This is a genomic window from Methylomonas sp. MgM2, from assembly GCF_054172045.1.
The window spans coordinates 41,706-59,357 of record NZ_JBSYXO010000018.1 but is presented as its reverse complement, the minus strand read 5'-3'; the positions used below and the strand labels follow the sequence as shown (position 1 = coordinate 59,357).

The window sequence follows — 17,652 nt, the reverse complement described above, 5'->3', positions numbered from 1 at the left end:
ATGAGCAATGATTTGGAGGGCTAATAAAATGAAATTAATGTTTTCTTCTCAGTTATATTTCATCCTGATCATGGCGATTGGTTGCAAAATCGCCTCCGCAGACGAAGTCAGCGACATGCAAAAACGCCTTAACGAGGAAGTCATGGGAAAATTATTCAGCGTTGAAACGGAAGCCAACTTGAACGCGTATATAGAAGAAGCCACTAAAAGGGGTATTCCTCCCAAAACCACACCTAGCAGGTATTGGCGTAGGGGATATACCTGCGGCGATTTAAGGCGATACTCCTGGTCCGATTATCGCGATTGTAGTTATTTTTATCGTTACTACGGGTATTATTGGCCTTACTAGTAATTTGCCGTTTGATTTTCGATACTAATTTTGGAGAGAAAAATGACTAATTTTCGGGCGAGCTGGGTCAATGTTGTCGGCGCAAGCACTCTTGCGTTATTGCTTGGAGGTTGCGCCGCAGTGCATACATCGATTGCGAAAAAAGACTTGGACGTCCAGACCAAGATGAGCGATACCATATTTTTAGACCCGGTTGGCCCTGATAAACGTCAAATTTACCTTGAGATACGCAACACGTCGGATAAAGCAAACTTCGATATTATGCAGCCGGTGATGCAAGCCTTGCAATCCAAGGGTTATGTAATATCCAACGATCCTGAGACCGCGCATTATTGGTTGCGTGCTAATGTCTTGAGTGTCGAAAAAGCCAGTCCTACTGCGGCGGAAAGCGCTCTACATTCAGGTTACGGCGGTGTGCTTGCGGGTTCCGCTGTTGGTGCAGCGATCGGTGGTGGCATAGGTGGTTGGTCCGGTGCGGGTATCGGCGGTCTAGCAGGAGCGTTTGTTGGCGGTGCGGCAGAAACGATCGCCGACGCTGCGGTTAAGGACGTTACTTATATGGTCGTCACCGACATTGAAATTGCAGAAAAGGCCAAGGACGGCGTCATTGTAAGGCAAGACGCCCAACAAGACGCCAAACAAGGTATTGGCGGATCCCGGCGTCAAACGTCGTCTGAAGTGACCGACAGAAAGAAATATCGTACGCGTATCGTAAGCACTGCCAATCAGGCGAACTTGGAATATAACGAGGCTGCACCTAGTTTAACTGCCGGCTTAGTTCGGTCTATTTCCGGGTTGTTTTAGGTATCGATAGCTACGATGGGTCCGGGTGTATTCACTTTTTGTTACGCTGGTAACGTTCGATAGGGAAAGGCGCTTTCGGATTTCTACGAACACGATAGAGGCGGGGCAGGTCGAACGTTCCATCGAAGCATCCTTGCGGCCATTGTGACTGAATCAGCACGCATGGGCGTGGTACCGGATCATGTTGTGCATTTGAGCCAAGAACTTGCTATACCGGCCGTCGTTTTAGCAAGCAGCGCGGATGCGAAGCGGCTCTACGATGCGCCGGGACGCGTATCGGCCATGTGATTAGGCTCCTGGAATCGTCGCGCAATGATAATCGGGGAGCGGTTTGGTCGTATCAATAACAACAGCCGGCGGAGCTGCGCAAATCGATAGCCGTCCGGTACTCACCCGGATCGCTGTTGCGGCGGACGCCAGCTTTCCCTGACCCGATCCATTGTTTCCATTATCTGCACCGATTCCGACAGGGGGAGTATCGGACTTTCCCATAGACCTTCCCGCAGACATCGCATGGTTTCCAGGGCTTGGTAAGCGTGCCGGTTGGATAGGCACGGATATTCCAAGGTGGAGAAGGGTTCAGGAGGCGAAACCTCCGGCGGGTTTCGAACCCCGGCCAGGAGATTTTTCACTAGACCTTTTAGGGGCCGCCTTATTGCCTCGGATTTGGGTTCTATTTGCGGCAGTGCTGGCGGTGTGTTGGTTGATAAATGCCAAAGTTCCAGCCGGTTGGCTTCGATGAAGAGCGGTGCGACCCTTAAACCGCCATGGGTACAGAATAACCGTAGATCATTCCTAAGTTCGCTGCGAATGCTGTTGGTTAGGGTGGCTAAGCCCTGGGGGTAACGCAAGACCACCGAGCATTGTTCGTCCACGCCGGTGCTGCCGATGCTGGCTTGGCTGATAATTTCTTCCGGTGGGCCGAATAGATGGATGGCGACGGAAATGCCGTAAACTCCCATATCGAGCAGAGCTCCGCCGCCGAGTGCGGGATTGTAGAACCGACCCGTTGGGTCGAAGGGTACGTTACGGCCGAACTCGGCCATCAGCGCAATGGGCTCGCCCAATCCCGCTTCCGCTATGACGTTCTTGAGATTACGGTACAGCGGCAAAAACCGGGTCCACATCGCTTCCATACAAAACAACTGTTTTGCTTTAGCCAGAGCCGCGATAGCCCGGGCTTGGTCGGCGTTCATGGCGAAGGGTTTTTCGCATAGCACGGGTTTTCCGGCATTTAGTGCCAGCATCGCTGTGGCGAAATGCAGCGTATGGGGCGTGGCGACGTAGATCACATCCAATTCCGCGTCGTTCACTAGATCGGCAGTATCGACATAGCATTTTTCGATGCCGAATTGCGCTTTGAATGATTCAGCCCGTGCACGGTCTTGCGAGCAGACGGCGACAATGCTTGCTTCATCCAGAGCGTTGAGAGTGATGGCAAAGCGCCGAGCCATCCATCCGGTGCCGACTATGCCCCAGCGTATCTTGTTCAACGTGCTCACGTGTTTACCCAGGATGGCGGGTCGATTGCCGGTGCTGAGGTGGTCATGGTTTGCCATTCGGCATTTTTCGAGCGGTTCTGAATCGCGTAGGTGATTTCCGTGATATGGGTGCTGAAGTTTCCACCCAAGGCATAGGGCTCGCCTGATTCGACGGCCCGCATGAATTCGGTTACTCCGCGCATTTTGTCGTCGCCGACACCAAAATTCCAGTCCGCTGAATCCAGAAAATAAGAGCGCAGCCTCCAATGACGGTAGTACCACGGTTTACTTAGCCCTTTAGGATCCCAAACGGGCTTGGAGACTGGGGGCAGTGTTTCGCTGATCCAGGGTTTATCGTGATAAACCAGTTTCACCGGGCAGGCGAATGGCCAAATATGATCGACTTTGAGATAAGCTTTTTCACCGATAATGCTGAGCCCATGATTGGGGGGCGCGACGACGCTGGAGTTAATTTGCGCGGTGACACCGTCATCGAATTCCAGTATCGCGGTCGCAAAATCCGGTGCCATTTCTTCTTGGGGTACCGGTACCCCTTTGTCGGTGAAACAGACTTTCGAGTAGTTCGATACGCGCCGCACCGACCCGAAATAAGCCACCAGCCAACTCAGAACATACCCCGCATGTTCGACGGTGCACCCCACCCGATATTCATCCCATGCGGGCCATTTTGCGCCGGAAGGATTCACCAGGGTTTCAGCGATATTTTGGCAGTGGGAAGCCCCCTCATCCAGGTTGCAAATAACCAGCCTCGGCGGGCCGATCAGACCCTCGCGCAACCCGCGCCACAGGGTTTGTGCCGACTCGCCGAATAAGGTAGACGGTGCGCAGCCAATCTGGACGCCGTGCTGTTCCGCCAGCCTCACCAATTCTTGTGCCGATTCGACATCGGTAGAAAGCGGTTTTTCGGAATAGACGTGTTTTCCTGCCTCGATAATTGCCTTGGAAATCTGGAAATGTTCCGACGGATTGGTCAGATTCAAAACGATTGAAATGGTCGGGTCGCTCAGTAAGGCGTCCAGTGAATCAACGGTCTTAACCTTAAAATAATCCTTTACTTGTTGCAGCCGGGCCGGGTTTCTATCAAAGACCGCCCGAATTTCCAGCCAGGGATGTAGATGGTGGGTCTGCATATAGCAATCGAACACGAATCCGGCTCCTACAAACCCGATACCCACGGGTTTCAGTTTTGCGACGACGGCGGATGGAAGGTGAAATTCGGTCGGTTTCTGTCTTTGGTCTTTGGTTTTCATTGTTATCGTTGAATGATTGAGAATCGGATAAGGATACTAATGTCGATGGGCGCCGAAGCCGATAGTCAGCAGCGGATGCGCCCATAGCGGGATGTTGTCGATCGGGCCGGACTGCCGTTAACGGATTCGTCGGGAGCGAGCGCGAGTTGGCGTAGAGTGCCGACAACGGGTGGCCTAACCGCCGATCGTTTGTACGAATTGGAACAACGAAGGTGTAAGCGGATCGATGATACGGATACGTGCGGATGCTTTGCATCGCTACTGATTTGAGACGCAGGCAAGCAGACACCTTTCTCTCCGATATTTAGGGTGGATCGACGAGAACATCGCGGATTCGGGCGATTAGCGCAGTCCGGCGATATCTTAAATAACAAGATAATCCAACCTAATGGATCCCGCGAGGCATAAGGCACGGGACCGGGCGGTGTTGACGAGCCTACGTAATCGCTAAATCGACTGGATATCGGCTATCTCCTCATTTGAAAGAATCGGCAATTGAGTCCTTCTGAATTTCATCTTCAGAAACTTGATCGGCATTTTGATTCTGGTCGAGATCCTTATCGCCATATTTTTCACATTTTCCCTCCAGAAGATCGACGGACCCAGGCCAACAAGATGCTTCTACAAAATATTTGCCATAATCAAGAAACGTTATGCCTGAACAATCCTGGTAATTGATGGTGGGAGGCGCACTTACATTGTTTTCATCAATAACTCTGACGACTTTACAAAAATTAACCTCTCTAGACCAGGATGGATTTGATATGGCGCATAGCAACGCTAAAACATAAATTTTTTTAGGATCAGGCATATTCTTAATTACTCACCGCTCGAAGTTAATGAAACGAATAATCGGTATTAATCTTTAGATGTCGTATTTTGACGCTAAAAAGTGTGTAGTCTCTTTTAATTATTCAAAGGTTAGCTCTTTTTTTTAAAAATATCTATTTATATCAGCCGCATTTGGACATAAAAAGTCTAAAACGGCGAACCTGCCGCCGCTTTTCAATTTTGTGTGGATTGCCTCCGTTTCTAATTCGATATAGCGCCGCACGACATGGCGATATCCAATATGCGCGAACCGAAGTCTAAGCGGGCTAACGGTATTTTAGTAATTTTGCTGAGTCGAACACAGCCTTATGTCGAGTTGTTTTTTTCCGTCAGCGTTGTCGTTTCCGCCAATTAGGCACAGCCGCATGGTCGGATGTATCGATGACGGCCTTTATAATTCAGTTATATCAACAAGGCGTGTTTCAATATGCTTCAGGTGCGGGCTCCATCGGACAGTAGACTAAGGCTGACTGCGTAAAAAATCTAACGGCACTGACGACGCCCTTTTGCGATCCGCGATTATTGGGAGGAAATCGTTTTTTGGAAAAGATTATTCAATAGTCAATTTCATTCGTGTTGGGAAGATATATGGAATGAAATGAGGGAGAATGATCCCCGGAAGTAAGTGATCTTACCCATTTTAAATATTCACTTTTTAGTCCTTAACTAACACGGGATTGTAGTTTGTACCTTAAGCTGTTTAATTCAATCTCTAATTGGAGCCGATATGAATCACAGCAACACAATTACTTCGACTTACGGTGTTAAAATGCCGCGCCTGATTTATGGTACGGCATGGAAGAAGGAACGCACGGCATCGTTGGTGCAACAGGCAATTATTCACGGCTTTCGCGGCATCGATACTGCTTGCCAGCCGAAACATTATTTCGAGCCTGGCGTCGGCGATGCTTTAATAAAATGTTACGAACAAGGGATAAGTCGCGAGCAGATCTATCTACAGAGTAAATTCACGCCTTTAAATGGGCACGATCCTGCGCAAATCCCGTACGATCCAAAAGCCGAGCTTAAGGAACAAGTGGCCCAGTCTTTTCATGTATCTTTAAAAAACCTTAAGACTCATTATTTGGATGGACTGATATTGCATTCGCCTCTGGCAGAAGCTGATCAGTTGCTGGAAGTCTGGCGCGCGATGGAGACTATTTACCACACAGGCGATGCTAAGCAATTGGGTATTAGTAATTGCTATAGCCTTGAAACATTCGGTTTTCTATATGAAAACGCGACTGTCAAACCGGCAATACTACAAAACCGGTTTTATGCCGATACCGGTTACGATAGAGCGTTACGCGAATTTTGCCACCAGCAAAGTGTGATTTACCAGAGCTTTTGGACCTTAACTGCTAATCCGAAAGTTTTAGCTTCCGGCACAATCGATAGTCTTTCCGCAAGATATCAGCGGACTCCGGCTCAAATCTTTTTCCGTTATTTGACTCAGATAGGGGTTTTGCCTTTAACCGGCACAACTTCAACTGAACACATGCTTGAAGATTTGGCAATTTTTGAATTTGAATTGACTGAGGAAGAATGCGGTGAAATAAGTGGCTTGCTCTGATTTTACGAGATCGACATAAAGTGACACTGTTTGCACTTCGGAATAACTGCCTTTTCCATTTTTCTCCAGGAGGGCGAAGGATTAAGGCGCCGAATTTTGAAGTGCGATGATTACAGTGTCCGAAGGAAACGGGAACGGCATATCAATTAAACTTGAATGAGAATGATTATCAGTTGTAAAATACGCTCCAAACTTTTTTGGAGACTTGTGCATGAAGACTTTGATCGGAACAACCTTACTTTTGGGGAGTATGACTGGTTATGCCGGTCAAGCGGCGTTAACGTCAGAACAGGAACTGGGGAAAACGCTTTTCACTGATCAGAACCTTTCGTTAAACAGAAACCAATCTTGTTCGAGTTGCCATAGTTTGGAACCGGCGCGTGCCAAGCCGTTCGTCACGAGGCGTGTGCCCGGTTTCGTCGACCCGGATAACGTCAAACATGGAACTGCGGTTTCAAAAGGGTCAGTTGACGGCTTATCCGGCAGCTTGAATGCACCGAGTGTGGGTTATGCCGGATTTAGCCCGGATTTTCACTTCGATGAAAACGAGGGTCTTTACGTCGGAGGGCAATTCTGGAACGGCCGGGCAAAAACGCTAATCGAACAGGCGCAGGGGCCGTTTCTGAATCCAGTTGAGATGGCGTTACCCGATATCGCCGAGTTTATCGATCGTTTGAAGGAAAACCGCAAATATAAACGCTTATTCGAGCAGGCGTATAGGATCGACCTAGACCGGATAGATATGTCTTCGCCGGAAGATCAGGCGCAAGTGTTTGAAGCCGCGGCGACTGCGATCAGCCTATTCGAACAAAGTCCGGTGTTCAACAAATTCAATTCCAAGTTCGATTATGTTATAAGCGGGAAAACTAAATTTACACCTTTGGAAGCCAAAGGGTTCGATGTATTCAATGGGAAAGGCAATTGCGCGGCATGCCACATTGGCGAAGCGACCTTGGATGACGACGGTCATGTGGTTGAGCCGGCCTTATTCACCGATTTTACTTACGACAACATCGGCTTGCCTAGGAATGTCAATATTCCGGGCAACCCTAAACCTGACGAAGGCTTAGGTGGTCAACTGGGCATAGACGAAGAAAAAGGGAAACATAAAGTCATGTCGCTTAGAAACATTGCGCTAACTGCACCGTACGGGCATAACGGTTCGATGGCGACATTGGAACAGATCGTTCATTTTTACAACACGCGCGATACCTTGGGTTATGTAGCGGACATAAATCAACCCGGTTTCGGCAAAACCGGTTGGCCGGAGCCGGAATTTTATGAAGAGGCGAGAGAGGTTGATACCGTTAACCGTGACGAACTCGGCGATCTTGGTTTATCGCCTTTTGAAGAAAAGGCGCTGGTGGCGTTTCTAAAAACGTTGACCGACGATTATCCCGAATGGGGTCATGATAGACGTGTGCCTACCGGTACGCCTTCGCCATATGCTAAGTCGGAGCTCGAACATCAGCACGGCAGACATGGGTATCGTCGTCACCGCTGAGTTCGATACGTGATTTAGCCTATGATCTGATGGTTAGCGGCAAGCGGTTTATAGCGATCAAGGAACAAAGCCGGGACAGGATTCCCGGCATTTTCGCACAAGCTTATTGATGCAGTTCTATATGCAAAGCCCGATATTCTTCGGTTAACTTATGCGAAGGCGCATAGTGGATTAGCGGCTTCGCATCGCTATGCGACTCGCGTACTTTCACGGATGTCGAGATTTTGGTGTCCAAGACCGGCAAGCCTTCGGCAATTAAATCTTCAACGAGTTGGCGCGGTAGATTAGCTTGCTTTTGATATTGATTGACGACAACGCCTTCCACATGCAGATCCGGGTTGTGGTCGGCCTTGACTTCGGCAATCGAACGCATCAGCGTATACAAGGCTTCACGCGCGAAGGTATCGCAATCAAACGGTATTAAGCATTTTTCCGCCGCAATCAGGGCCGATAAACTATAAAAGTTCATAATCGGCGGGGTATCGATATAAATCTGCTCGAAACCGTCCAATTTTTCCAGTGCTTCTTTCAGTTTATAAATTTTGTGGCGTGACTCCAAGCGGCTTTGCAAGCCTTCCAGATCGGGATGGGACGGCAGGACATAGAGATTGGGAAAGGGGGTCTCGTGAATAGTGCCGTCCAGGCTTTCATTAACGGCACCAAACAACGCCAATCCCAAGCTGTCTTTAAAGAAGCGGGCGATGGTCTTGTCCGAATCGGCAACTTTTCCGCCTAACAAATACTGGGTTGAGTTGCCTTGTATATCGAGGTCGATGACCAAAGTCTTTTTGCCTTCGACGGCACTGATAGCCGCAAGATTGCATGTAATAGTGGATTTGCCGACACCGCCCTTTTGGTTGAAAATCACCCTGCGCATAATCGCCCTCGATAAAAAACATTAATAAAGATCTGCATTATAAGGTTTATCCCTGTATTATCAACAACGTGTGAACGTATCGCAGTTGCATGCCGGGCATTTGGGGATGATACTGGTCGATTTAAACGCGATTTGCTTCCCGCAGGCGTCGCAGGTAAAGGTGCCTGGGCTCGCGACTTCGCCGCTTTTGTAAGGATGATATTGTTTCGCTTCCATTTCCAGTGCCGCCAGTTTGAGTTTGGTTTTATCGGCGATGTCCATGAAGGCATCCAGCGCGAAGTTTTCAATCAAGTCGATGTCGAACTTAAGCCACTCGGACATCGAATTATTTTCTTCCTCCAGCGTCGGCGAAGTGGCGATGTGTTGAACGTCGCGCATCACATAATCGGCGACTTTATTGATTTCTTCCTGGGTATGTCCCCCCAAAGACGCCGTCTTGTCTTTGGCGATATCCAAGGCTTCGGCAACCGAATGTAAGGTGCCGTCCAACGCTTCGTACAAATGGTTCATCAACTCATCGTACGCTTTGATTAATTTGTTTTCGCCCATGGTGTCTCCTTGTTGTTTTACTCATGTCACGCTTTAGATTTAAGCGTCTGTGAGGTATTCTAGCGCCTTTTTATATCAAAAGACGAACAGGATGGAAGAGCAATACAACCCCTCGGTAATTGAGCAAAAAGTACAGGCTGATTGGGAGCAGTCGGGCGTCTTTACCGCCACTGAAGATACCGGCAAGGAAAAATACTATTGCTTGTCGATGTTTCCCTATCCCAGCGGCAAATTACACATGGGGCACGTGCGTAACTACACGATCGGAGACGTGATCAGCCGCTTTCAGCGCATGCAGGGCAAACACGTATTGCAACCGATGGGCTGGGATGCCTTCGGTTTGCCGGCGGAAAACGCCGCGATGCAAAACAAGGTGCATCCTGCCGATTGGACTTATTCCAACATCGATTATATGCGCGATCAGCTGAAGCGCTTGGGATTCGGCTACGATTGGACGCGGGAACTGGCAACCTGCGATCCCGAATATTACAAGTGGGAACAATGGTTTTTTTTGCGCCTGCTTGAAAAAGATTTGGTTTATAAAAAGACCGCGCCGGTCAACTGGTGCCCTAACGATCAGACCGTTTTGGCCAACGAGCAGGTCATCGACGGCTGCTGCTGGCGCTGCGATACCAAAGTCGAGAAAAAAGAAATTTCGCAGTGGTTCCTGAGGATCACCGAATACGCGCAGGAACTACTCGACGGCTTGCAAAAATTGCCCGGATGGCCGGAACAGGTCAGAACCATGCAGGCCAATTGGATAGGGCGCTCGGAAGGCGTGGAAATGGATTTCGCGGTCGATGGCTTCGCCCAGCCCGTGCGCATTTACACGACGCGGCCCGACACCGTGATGGGCGTGACTTACGTAGCGGTGGCCGCCGAACATCCGGTGGCGCTCAAGGCGGCGGAAACCAGCGCCGACATTGCCGCATTCATTGAATCTTGCAAGCAGATGGAAACCTCGGAAGCGGCCATGGAAACCATGGAGAAACGCGGCATCGATTCCGGTCTCATGGCGACGCATCCTCTGACAGGCGAACAAGTACCGGTTTGGATCGCCAATTTCGTGCTGATGAGTTACGGCACCGGCGCGGTGATGTCGGTACCGGCTCACGACCAACGCGATTACGAATTCGCGAAGAAATACGGTATTGCGATCAAAGCGGTGATCGCTTCCGCCGACGGTGCGGACGATAGTGTAGAGGAAAACGCCTTTACCGACAAAGGTTTGTTGAAAAATTCCGGCGAATTCGACGGTTTGGCGTTTAAACAGGCCTTCGGTGCGATCGCAGAGCAATTGACCGCTTTGGGCAAGGGCGAACGCAAGACCAATTTCCGTTTGCGCGATTGGGGCGTATCGCGTCAGCGTTACTGGGGCGCGCCGGTACCGGTGATCTATTGCGACGATTGCGGCACGGTGCCGGTGCCTGACGAGCAATTACCGGTGACTCTGCCGCGCGACGTGGTATTGGACGGCTCGCAATCGCCTTTAGGCGCGCACCCGACTTTCCCTCAGGCCGATTGTCCGAAATGCGGTAAAGCCGCCCGGCGCGAGACCGACACCTTCGATACTTTTATGGAATCGTCCTGGTATTTCGCCCGTTACGCTTGCCCGGACGCGGAAACGGCGATGCTGGACCGGCGCGCCGATTATTGGTTGCCGGTAGACCATTACATCGGCGGTATCGAACACGCGATTCTGCATCTGCTTTATGCCCGTTTCTACACTAAATTGCTGCGCGACGAAGGCTTATTGGTTTGCGACGAACCCTTCAAAAACCTGCTGACCCAAGGCATGGTCGTTGCCGAGACTTTTTATCAAATCGACGAGCACGGCCACAAGCGTTATTACAATCTGACCCAGATCGAAGTCGAGCGCGATAGCAAGGGCAAAATAGTCGGCGCCAAATTGTTGGAAGACGGTACCCCTGTCAGCGTCGGCCCGATCGAGAAAATGTCCAAGTCCAAAAACAACGGCGTGGATCCTCAACTGCTGATCGATAAATACGGTGCCGACACCGTACGTTTATACACGATGTTTACCTCGCCGCCGGACCAATCCCTGGAATGGAACGACGCCGGCGTGGAAGGCGCGTCCCGTTTTCTAAAACGCTTGTGGCGCCAAGTGTACTTACACGTCGAAGGCGGCCGGGCCGTTCCGATAATGGATAAGGCTGCTTTGAACGAAGAGCAAAAGGCCTTGCGCCGCCAGTTACACCAAACCTTGCAAAAAGTGGCGGACGACATGGGGCGCCGGCATACCTTTAATACCGCGATTGCCGCTAACATGGAATTGGTCAACGCCCTGAATAAGTTCGAGGATGCCGGCGACAACGGTATTGCCGTGCGCCAGGAAGTGTTGGAGAACATCGTGCTGATGCTGTCGCCGATCATTCCCCACATCGCGCAGCAACTTTGGCGCGAATTGGGTCACGGTGACGATATCGTGGTTGCGGTCTGGCCTGCGTTGGATGAATCGGCCTTGCAACAAGATTCGATTGAAATGGTCCTACAAGTCAATGGTAAATTGCGAGGCAAGTTGTCGGTGGCTGTTTCGGCGACCAGAGAACAGGTTGAGGCCTTGGCTTTGGCTGACGACAATGTGCAACGTTACATTGAAGGTAAACCGGTCAGAAAATTGATAGTCGTTCCGCAAAAGTTGGTGAATATTGTTGTTTAATTGTTTTACGAATGGTTTGGGTCAGATGCGAAACTTTAGCAAGCTTGTTCTGGTGTTTGTGTTGAGTTTATCGACGGCTTGCGGCTACCATTTACGCGGTTCGATGGCTCTGTCATCCGAGCTTGAAAGTGTTTATGTTTTCGGGATGTCCGGTAACTTGAATCGAGAAGTAAAAGCTTTGATGAAAGCGTCGCGTATCAATTATGCGGCTTCGCCAAATCAGGCCGGCGTCGTCATCAAGGTTTTAAAGGAAGACATGAGGCGAAGGGTGATCTCTTTAGGACAGACCGGTAAATCCCAAGAAATGGAACTTGAGTATTATCTGAGATTTCAATTTTACGATAATAAAGAAAATCCCTTGCTCCGCGAGCAAACTATTGAATTAAGCCGGGATTTTTTTAATGACCAATTGACTTTACTGGCAAAGGAAAACGAAGAGACTACGATTCGAAGCGAAATGTATAGACAGGTGGCGCGAATGTTAATCTCTCGGGCGGAAGCCGCAGCGAAGTCAAAGAAAGACAACGATGCGCTTTAAGCCTGAACAGTTGGATTCATCGCTGCAAAAAACACTTGAACCGATTTATTTGGTCAGCGGTGACGAGCCCTTACAGGCGGGTGAGGCTACGGATGCAATTCGAGCGGCAGCGCGGCGTGCCGGTTTCGGCGTCCGAGAAGTGATTAGTATCGATCAGGGTGTTGATTGGCAGCAACTCGCCGTTGAAGCCGATTCAATGTCGATATTTGCGGAAAAGAAACTGATTGATTTGCGCTTACCTTCGGGTAGGCCGGGCATAGAGGGCAGTAAGGCATTGTCGACCTATTGTCAGCATTTGCCTGCGGATACGGTTTTGCTGATCACAGCCGGAAAGCTCGATGCGGCCTCGCTAAAGTCGCAATGGTTTAAAGCGATTGATGCTGCGGGCGTGGTCGTTCAAATTTGGCCGCTTCAGGGCCGGGAACTGTTGATTTGGCTGCAGCGTAGGGCGGATCGAAAAGGTATGAGACTTGAACTCGATGCGGCAAAAGTCTTAGCATCGCGTATCGAAGGCAATTTGTTGGCGGCGGCGCAGGAGATCGAAAAATTATTTATCTTGCACGGCCAAGCAAAAATCGATAGAGCTACGATTGAAGATACGGTTGCCGATAGCGCGCGGTTTGATGTTTTCAAGTTGACTGACGCCATGCTGGCCGGAAAATTCAATCGCTCGGTCAAAATCTTAAACGGTTTAAAGGCCGAGGGGATAGCCGCTCCGGTGATATTGTGGGCGCTTAGCCGCGATGCTAGGGCTTTGTTCAATGTAAAAACCGAGCTTGAGGGCGGCGGTCAGCGGGAGTCGGTTTTCAAAAAATATCAGATTTGGGATAAGCGAAAACAGCTGATGCACGACGCGTTGCAGCGCCTTACATTGCCGCAGATCCGGTCATTATTGGCGCTTAGCGCCAAGGCGGATCGACAAATCAAAGGTCAGACTTCGGGAGATGGGTGGGATACTCTGTTTCAAATCTGCTTGAAATCTTGTCGGCCGGATATGGCCATATGAAACCGATATGCCTGAGCGTTGTTTAAATCGAAATATTATCCTGATAAAATTACTAGGTTTTCAATTCACATCAAGTATAAACCATGAATATAGTCGAGAGAATCCAAGAGCAACTAGCTAGTGCACCGGTAATTTTGTATATGAAAGGGACGCCCGACTTTCCGCAATGCGGCTTTTCCGGACGGGTTATCCAGATATTACAAGCTTGCAACGCGCAGTATCGAGCAATCAATATTTTCGAAGAGCCGGAAATACGTGAGGCTCTGAAAGAATATTCGAATTGGCCAACCTATCCGCAGTTATATATCAACGGTGAATTGATTGGAGGTTGCGATATTGTGATGGATCTGTTCAACAACGGCGAGCTTCAAGTTATGCTTGATAGTGCTACGCATTAATTCTCGTCAGTAGGCGGGTTTGCCCGTCTACGCCTTCGAATGCTTGCAATTTTTGCCAGCGGTTGTAGATGATGCAGAACAACTCCGCCGTTTGTTCTGCATCATACAATGCCGAATGGGCTTTTTGATTGTCCCATTTTAGGCCGGCAGCTTCTGCAATTTTTGCTAACACGGTTTGACCGAATACCAGGCCGCCTAATGTTGCAGTATCAAAGCTGCTAAAAGGATGAAAAGGGCTTCTTTTATACTGCGTGCGCTCAATAGCGGCATTCAGAAAATTGATATCGAATGCCGGGTTATGACCCACCAATATGGCGCGTTTGCACTCATTTCGTTTGACGGCGGATTTAATCGGGGCGAAGAGTTTATTCAAGGCTTCTTTTTCTTCTACGGCCATGCGGAACGGATGATACGGATCGATGCCGGTAAACTTTAATGCGGCTTCGTCTAATTCCGAGTTTTTGAATGGAACAATATTGCAGTGATGTTTTTCGGTGATTTTTAAGCGGCCTTCTTTATCTTGTTCAACGATGACGGCGGCTATTTCCAGTAGCGGGTTCTTTTTTGCGTTAAAGCCGGCGGTTTCGATATCCACGATAACGGGTAAATATCCTCGGAAGCGTTCGCCTAGTGGCTTAAAGTCGGTTTGCATGGTCGTTTTTTGGCTTAAAATGTCGTTTATATGGTATGTTACGTCAGTTTTTGACTGCTATAAACAACAAATCAGGTTAAAGAGGTGAAAGTTATGCAAGGCGGTAAATTCGGTTCGCTAGTTGCTATCGCAATGATCGCTTTAGTCAGCGGATGCGCGACGGTTAAAACACCCGATCCAAACGATCCGTGGGAAAGTTGGAATCGGAGTATGCAGTCATTTAACGATAATCTCGACGACTATGTAATGAAGCCGGTTGCCGAAGGTTACAAATGGATCACGCCTGATTTCGTTGATCAAGGGATCACTAACTTTTTCAGCAATATCGATGATGTTGCAGTATGCGCCAATAATCTGTTGCAGGGTAAATTTCTGGAATCCGGTATGGATGGCGCGCGTTTGCTGGTTAACACGACGGCTGGTATCGGCGGTTTTATTGACGTCGGCACGATGATAGATTTGCCTAAACACAACGAAGACTTCGACCAAACTTTAGGTGTATGGGGTGTTCCAACCGGGCCTTATTTCGTTTTGCCATTCTTTGGACCGAGCTCGCCGCGCGGAGTCGTCGGTTTGGTCGGGGATGCCGCCTTGAATCCATTTACCTATGCCGGATTTTATCTAAATCCTGAGTGGATAGGCGCGGCGGTAGCTATAGGTGGAGGTGCTTTAAAAGTCGTCGATTTACGCGCCGATCTGTTGGGTATGGAAAAAGTTGCGAGCGAAGCGGCACTGGATCGCTATCAGTTTTTCCGGGATGCCTACTTTTCGAATCGTAAATATTTAGTAAACGATGGTAACGTTCCTGAAGACGATGTGTTGAAATTCGAGGAACTCAAAGACGAAGGTTACGGTCCGCTTATTCGCAAACCTATTTACTAAGATTTTCGAGGAAGTCAAGAAAAGCCACCAACCGCTTCGGGTTGGTGGCTTTTTTATAGGAGGAATTACCACAATACGATCGATAGGATAGGTTAGCGTCAAATTATATTAGGGCATGCTTGGAGTCGGTTATGATAGCCAAAAAAATAGGCGGATTAGTTGCTGCAATCGCCGCAATTGTACATCTGAACGGTTGTGCTACGACTCAAACCGGCAACCCGGCCGATCCTTGGGAAGATTGGAATCGCGGCGTACAATCGTTCAATGATGGTGTGGACGACTTCGTAGCGAAGCCAGTCGCTCGAGGTTATCGTTGGATTACCCCGGATTTCGTAGACGAGGCGGTTACCAATTTTTTTAGCAATATCGGTGATATCCACGTCACGTTAAACGATGTCTTGCAGGGGAAATTCGTCCAGAGTGCGGCCGATGGCGCGCGCTTTTTAGTGAATTCGATAGTCGGGGTGGGTGGCCTGATTGACGTCGCCAGTACGATAGACTTGGTGAAGCATAATGAAGATTTCGATCAAACCCTGGGAGTTTGGGGCATGTCTACGGGACCTTATTTAGTCTTGCCGTTGTTAGGCCCAAGTTCGCCCAGAGGTGTATTGGGGCTCATTGTAGACGCGGCAATGAATCCAATTAGTTACACTGGGATATATTTTTCCTCGTCGTCGGTTTCGACCGCCGTTGCAGGCGGTTTAAGCCTTACGGATGCAGTCGATTTGCGTGCCGATAGTTTGGAGGCTGAAAAAGTGGCTAACGAGGCGGCGCTTGACCGTTATGCTTTTTTTCGTGCCGCGTATTTTTCCCGGCGGAATTATCTGGTTCACGATGGCAATGTTCCGGAAGAGGATATGCTGAATTTCGATGAGGCCGACGAAGAATGATCGCAAGCCTATCCGTTTTGATATAAATCTCTTCGAAAAAACATCGCGCCGTCCAAGTAATGGCGTCGAACTTTAAATCAATCCTACAGCAACGAAACCGGATTCCGCTCGTATCAGTTTTGCGTCTAGAATTCGATTTTCCAGTATCGTATCGGTGTCGACATCGCAGGCAACACGTAAATAATTGGGGGAATAGCCAAAATAACGGACTTGCCCGTTTTCCAGCGCTTGTGTTTGGCCTTCCCATAAAACCGGAATCTGAATGCCGATGTTTTTGGCTATAAAAGCTTTTTTCATTTGCTCTGCGATTTCATGTAATTGGCGACTGCGCTGTTTTTTAATATCCAGACCAAGTTGATTGGGTAATCCGGCGGCTTTGGTGCCTTCACGTGGCGAATAGCTGAAGATATGTATATGCCCGAATCCGATTTGTTCTATATAAGTCAGGCTTTCCCGCCACTCCCGTTCGGTTTCGCCAGGGAAGCCGACTATGATGTCGGTGGTGATATTGAAATGAGGTATAGTGGCCCGAGCTTGTTCAACGATACTGGCAAAGTCATCGGTTTTGCAGCGGCGCGCCATGCGCCGCAGTACACTGTCGCTGCCGCTTTGTAAGGGTAGATGCAGATGCGGCATTAGCCGTGGATTTTCGAATAAATCAAAAAAACCATCCGGGAGCTCCCAAGGCTCGAGCGAGCCCATGCGTAAGCGAGGAATGTCGGTTCGCTCCAAAATAGCCTGTATCAATTCGACCAAATTGCTATCAATATCGCTGCCGTAACCGCCCAGATGGACGCCGGTAATGATGGCTTCGTTAATGCCTTGCGCATGCAGCCTATTGATTTCGTCGACTGCATCCTGAATCGGCCGGCTGCGTTCCTCGCCCCGCGCCACTGTGACGATGCAAAAGGTGCAGCGATAACGGCATCCGTCCTGCACTTTAACGAAAGCCCGTTGCCGGCCGCGGCCGAACAGCGAAACTTCGCCCGGTTCGGTCGACATGGCCGGCATGCAATCCAGGTTTAATTCGGTTAAGGCTTTTTCGACCAGCCGATTTTTGTCCTGATTGCCGACAACGAGGTCTACCCCCATCAATTGTTCTGCTTCGCTTGGGTTCAGAGTCGCGTAACAGCCGCTGACGACCAGTTTAGCTTGCGGGTTGTCTCTATGAATGCGGCGTATCAATTGTTTGGATTTTTTTACGGCATCCTGAGTCACCGCGCAGGAGTTCAATATGACCAACTGAGCCCCGCTGATATCGCGCGTGATGCCGTGGCCTGCGACCTGAAAGCCTTGCGCCCAGGTTTCCAGTTCGGCTTCGTTCAAGCGACAGCCCAGAGTTTTCAAATGTATTTGCATGTTTCGGT

The 17,652-nt window shown here is 49.4% G+C and carries 18 protein-coding genes; 11 read left to right on the top strand and 7 right to left on the bottom strand.

Annotated elements, in window-relative coordinates:
* The first annotated feature begins 28 nt into the window (after window positions 1-28).
* From ACW73I_RS14185 to ACW73I_RS14175, 3 genes are all read left to right on the top strand, one after another.
* Entirely contained in the window at window positions 29-349 is a 321-nt protein-coding gene (locus ACW73I_RS14185; protein WP_458030045.1) for a hypothetical protein, read from the top strand.
* A 42-nt stretch (window positions 350-391) separates the two neighbouring features.
* Complete coding sequence (locus ACW73I_RS14180; RefSeq protein ID WP_458030044.1) at window positions 392-1,153, top strand: complement resistance protein TraT; 762 nt, start codon at window positions 392-394, stop codon at window positions 1,151-1,153.
* Window positions 1,154-1,297: 144 nt separating this feature from the next.
* On the top strand, window positions 1,298-1,441 hold the full coding sequence (locus ACW73I_RS14175) for a hypothetical protein (protein ID WP_458030043.1): 144 nt from the start codon (window positions 1,298-1,300) through the stop codon (window positions 1,439-1,441).
* Window positions 1,442-1,542: 101 nt separating this feature from the next.
* Here ACW73I_RS14175 and ACW73I_RS14170 read toward each other — a convergent pair whose 3' ends face one another.
* The 3 genes from ACW73I_RS14170 to ACW73I_RS14160 form a co-directional block, all read right to left on the bottom strand.
* Window positions 1,543-2,655, bottom strand: a complete 1,113-nt coding sequence (locus tag ACW73I_RS14170) for a Gfo/Idh/MocA family protein (RefSeq protein ID WP_458030042.1) — start codon at window positions 2,653-2,655, stop codon at window positions 1,543-1,545.
* Window positions 2,652-3,905: a Gfo/Idh/MocA family protein gene (locus ACW73I_RS14165; protein ID WP_458030041.1), complete on the bottom strand. Its 1,254-nt coding sequence runs from the start codon at window positions 3,903-3,905 to the stop codon at window positions 2,652-2,654. The genes ACW73I_RS14170 and ACW73I_RS14165 overlap by 4 nt, the downstream gene beginning before the upstream one ends.
* A 475-nt stretch (window positions 3,906-4,380) precedes the next feature.
* Complete coding sequence (locus ACW73I_RS14160) at window positions 4,381-4,716, bottom strand: hypothetical protein (protein ID WP_458030040.1); 336 nt, start codon at window positions 4,714-4,716, stop codon at window positions 4,381-4,383.
* 747 nt (window positions 4,717-5,463) lie between these two features.
* Here ACW73I_RS14160 and ACW73I_RS14155 point away from each other — a divergent pair.
* Both ACW73I_RS14155 and ACW73I_RS14150 read left to right on the top strand, forming a co-directional pair.
* Complete coding sequence (locus ACW73I_RS14155) at window positions 5,464-6,309, top strand: aldo/keto reductase family protein (RefSeq protein WP_458030039.1); 846 nt, start codon at window positions 5,464-5,466, stop codon at window positions 6,307-6,309.
* 211 nt (window positions 6,310-6,520) lie between these two features.
* Window positions 6,521-7,813 carry a cytochrome-c peroxidase gene (locus ACW73I_RS14150; RefSeq protein ID WP_458030038.1) on the top strand — a complete coding sequence of 431 codons (1,293 nt, stop codon included), beginning with the start codon at window positions 6,521-6,523 and terminating at the stop codon, window positions 7,811-7,813.
* Window positions 7,814-7,916: 103 nt separating this feature from the next.
* Here the strand turns inward: ACW73I_RS14150 and ACW73I_RS14145 are convergent, their stop codons facing one another.
* A complete protein-coding gene (locus tag ACW73I_RS14145; protein ID WP_458030037.1) occupies window positions 7,917-8,690 on the bottom strand; it encodes a ParA family protein in 774 nt (257 codons plus the stop codon).
* A 60-nt stretch (window positions 8,691-8,750) separates the two neighbouring features.
* A complete protein-coding gene (locus ACW73I_RS14140; RefSeq protein WP_458030036.1) occupies window positions 8,751-9,239 on the bottom strand; it encodes a zinc ribbon-containing protein in 489 nt (162 codons plus the stop codon).
* 91 nt (window positions 9,240-9,330) lie between these two features.
* Here ACW73I_RS14140 and leuS point away from each other — a divergent pair, with 91 nt between their 5' ends.
* The 4 genes from leuS (at window position 9,331) to grxD (ending at window position 13,861) form a co-directional block, all read left to right on the top strand.
* Window positions 9,331-11,919, top strand: coding sequence for a leucine--tRNA ligase (leuS, locus tag ACW73I_RS14135; RefSeq protein WP_458030035.1), 2,589 nt, complete (start codon window positions 9,331-9,333; stop codon window positions 11,917-11,919).
* Between the two features lie 25 nt (window positions 11,920-11,944).
* Complete coding sequence (locus ACW73I_RS14130) at window positions 11,945-12,457, top strand: LPS-assembly lipoprotein LptE (RefSeq protein ID WP_458030034.1); 513 nt, start codon at window positions 11,945-11,947, stop codon at window positions 12,455-12,457.
* Window positions 12,447-13,463, top strand: a complete 1,017-nt coding sequence (holA, locus tag ACW73I_RS14125) for a DNA polymerase III subunit delta (protein WP_458030033.1) — start codon at window positions 12,447-12,449, stop codon at window positions 13,461-13,463. Before ACW73I_RS14130 ends, holA begins: the two co-directional genes overlap by 11 nt.
* Window positions 13,464-13,546: 83 nt before the next feature.
* Window positions 13,547-13,861 carry a Grx4 family monothiol glutaredoxin gene (gene grxD / locus ACW73I_RS14120; RefSeq protein WP_458030032.1) on the top strand — a complete coding sequence of 105 codons (315 nt, stop codon included), beginning with the start codon at window positions 13,547-13,549 and terminating at the stop codon, window positions 13,859-13,861.
* On the opposite strand, the gene rnt is transcribed toward grxD, so the two are convergent.
* Entirely contained in the window at window positions 13,851-14,513 is a 663-nt protein-coding gene (gene rnt / locus ACW73I_RS14115) for a ribonuclease T (RefSeq protein ID WP_458030031.1), read from the bottom strand. The two genes, grxD and rnt, sit on opposite strands and share 11 nt — an antisense overlap.
* A gap of 93 nt (window positions 14,514-14,606) precedes the next feature.
* Between rnt and ACW73I_RS14110 the strand changes: the two genes are divergently transcribed.
* Window positions 14,607-15,395 carry an MlaA family lipoprotein gene (locus ACW73I_RS14110; RefSeq protein WP_458030030.1) on the top strand — a complete coding sequence of 263 codons (789 nt, stop codon included), beginning with the start codon at window positions 14,607-14,609 and terminating at the stop codon, window positions 15,393-15,395.
* Between the two features lie 131 nt (window positions 15,396-15,526).
* Window positions 15,527-16,285, top strand: a complete 759-nt coding sequence (locus tag ACW73I_RS14105) for an MlaA family lipoprotein (RefSeq protein ID WP_458030029.1) — start codon at window positions 15,527-15,529, stop codon at window positions 16,283-16,285.
* 72 nt (window positions 16,286-16,357) lie between these two features.
* On the opposite strand, the gene mtaB is transcribed toward ACW73I_RS14105, so the two are convergent.
* Complete coding sequence (mtaB, locus tag ACW73I_RS14100; RefSeq protein ID WP_458030028.1) at window positions 16,358-17,644, bottom strand: tRNA (N(6)-L-threonylcarbamoyladenosine(37)-C(2))-methylthiotransferase MtaB; 1,287 nt, start codon at window positions 17,642-17,644, stop codon at window positions 16,358-16,360.
* Between the last annotated feature and the right edge of the window lie 8 nt (window positions 17,645-17,652).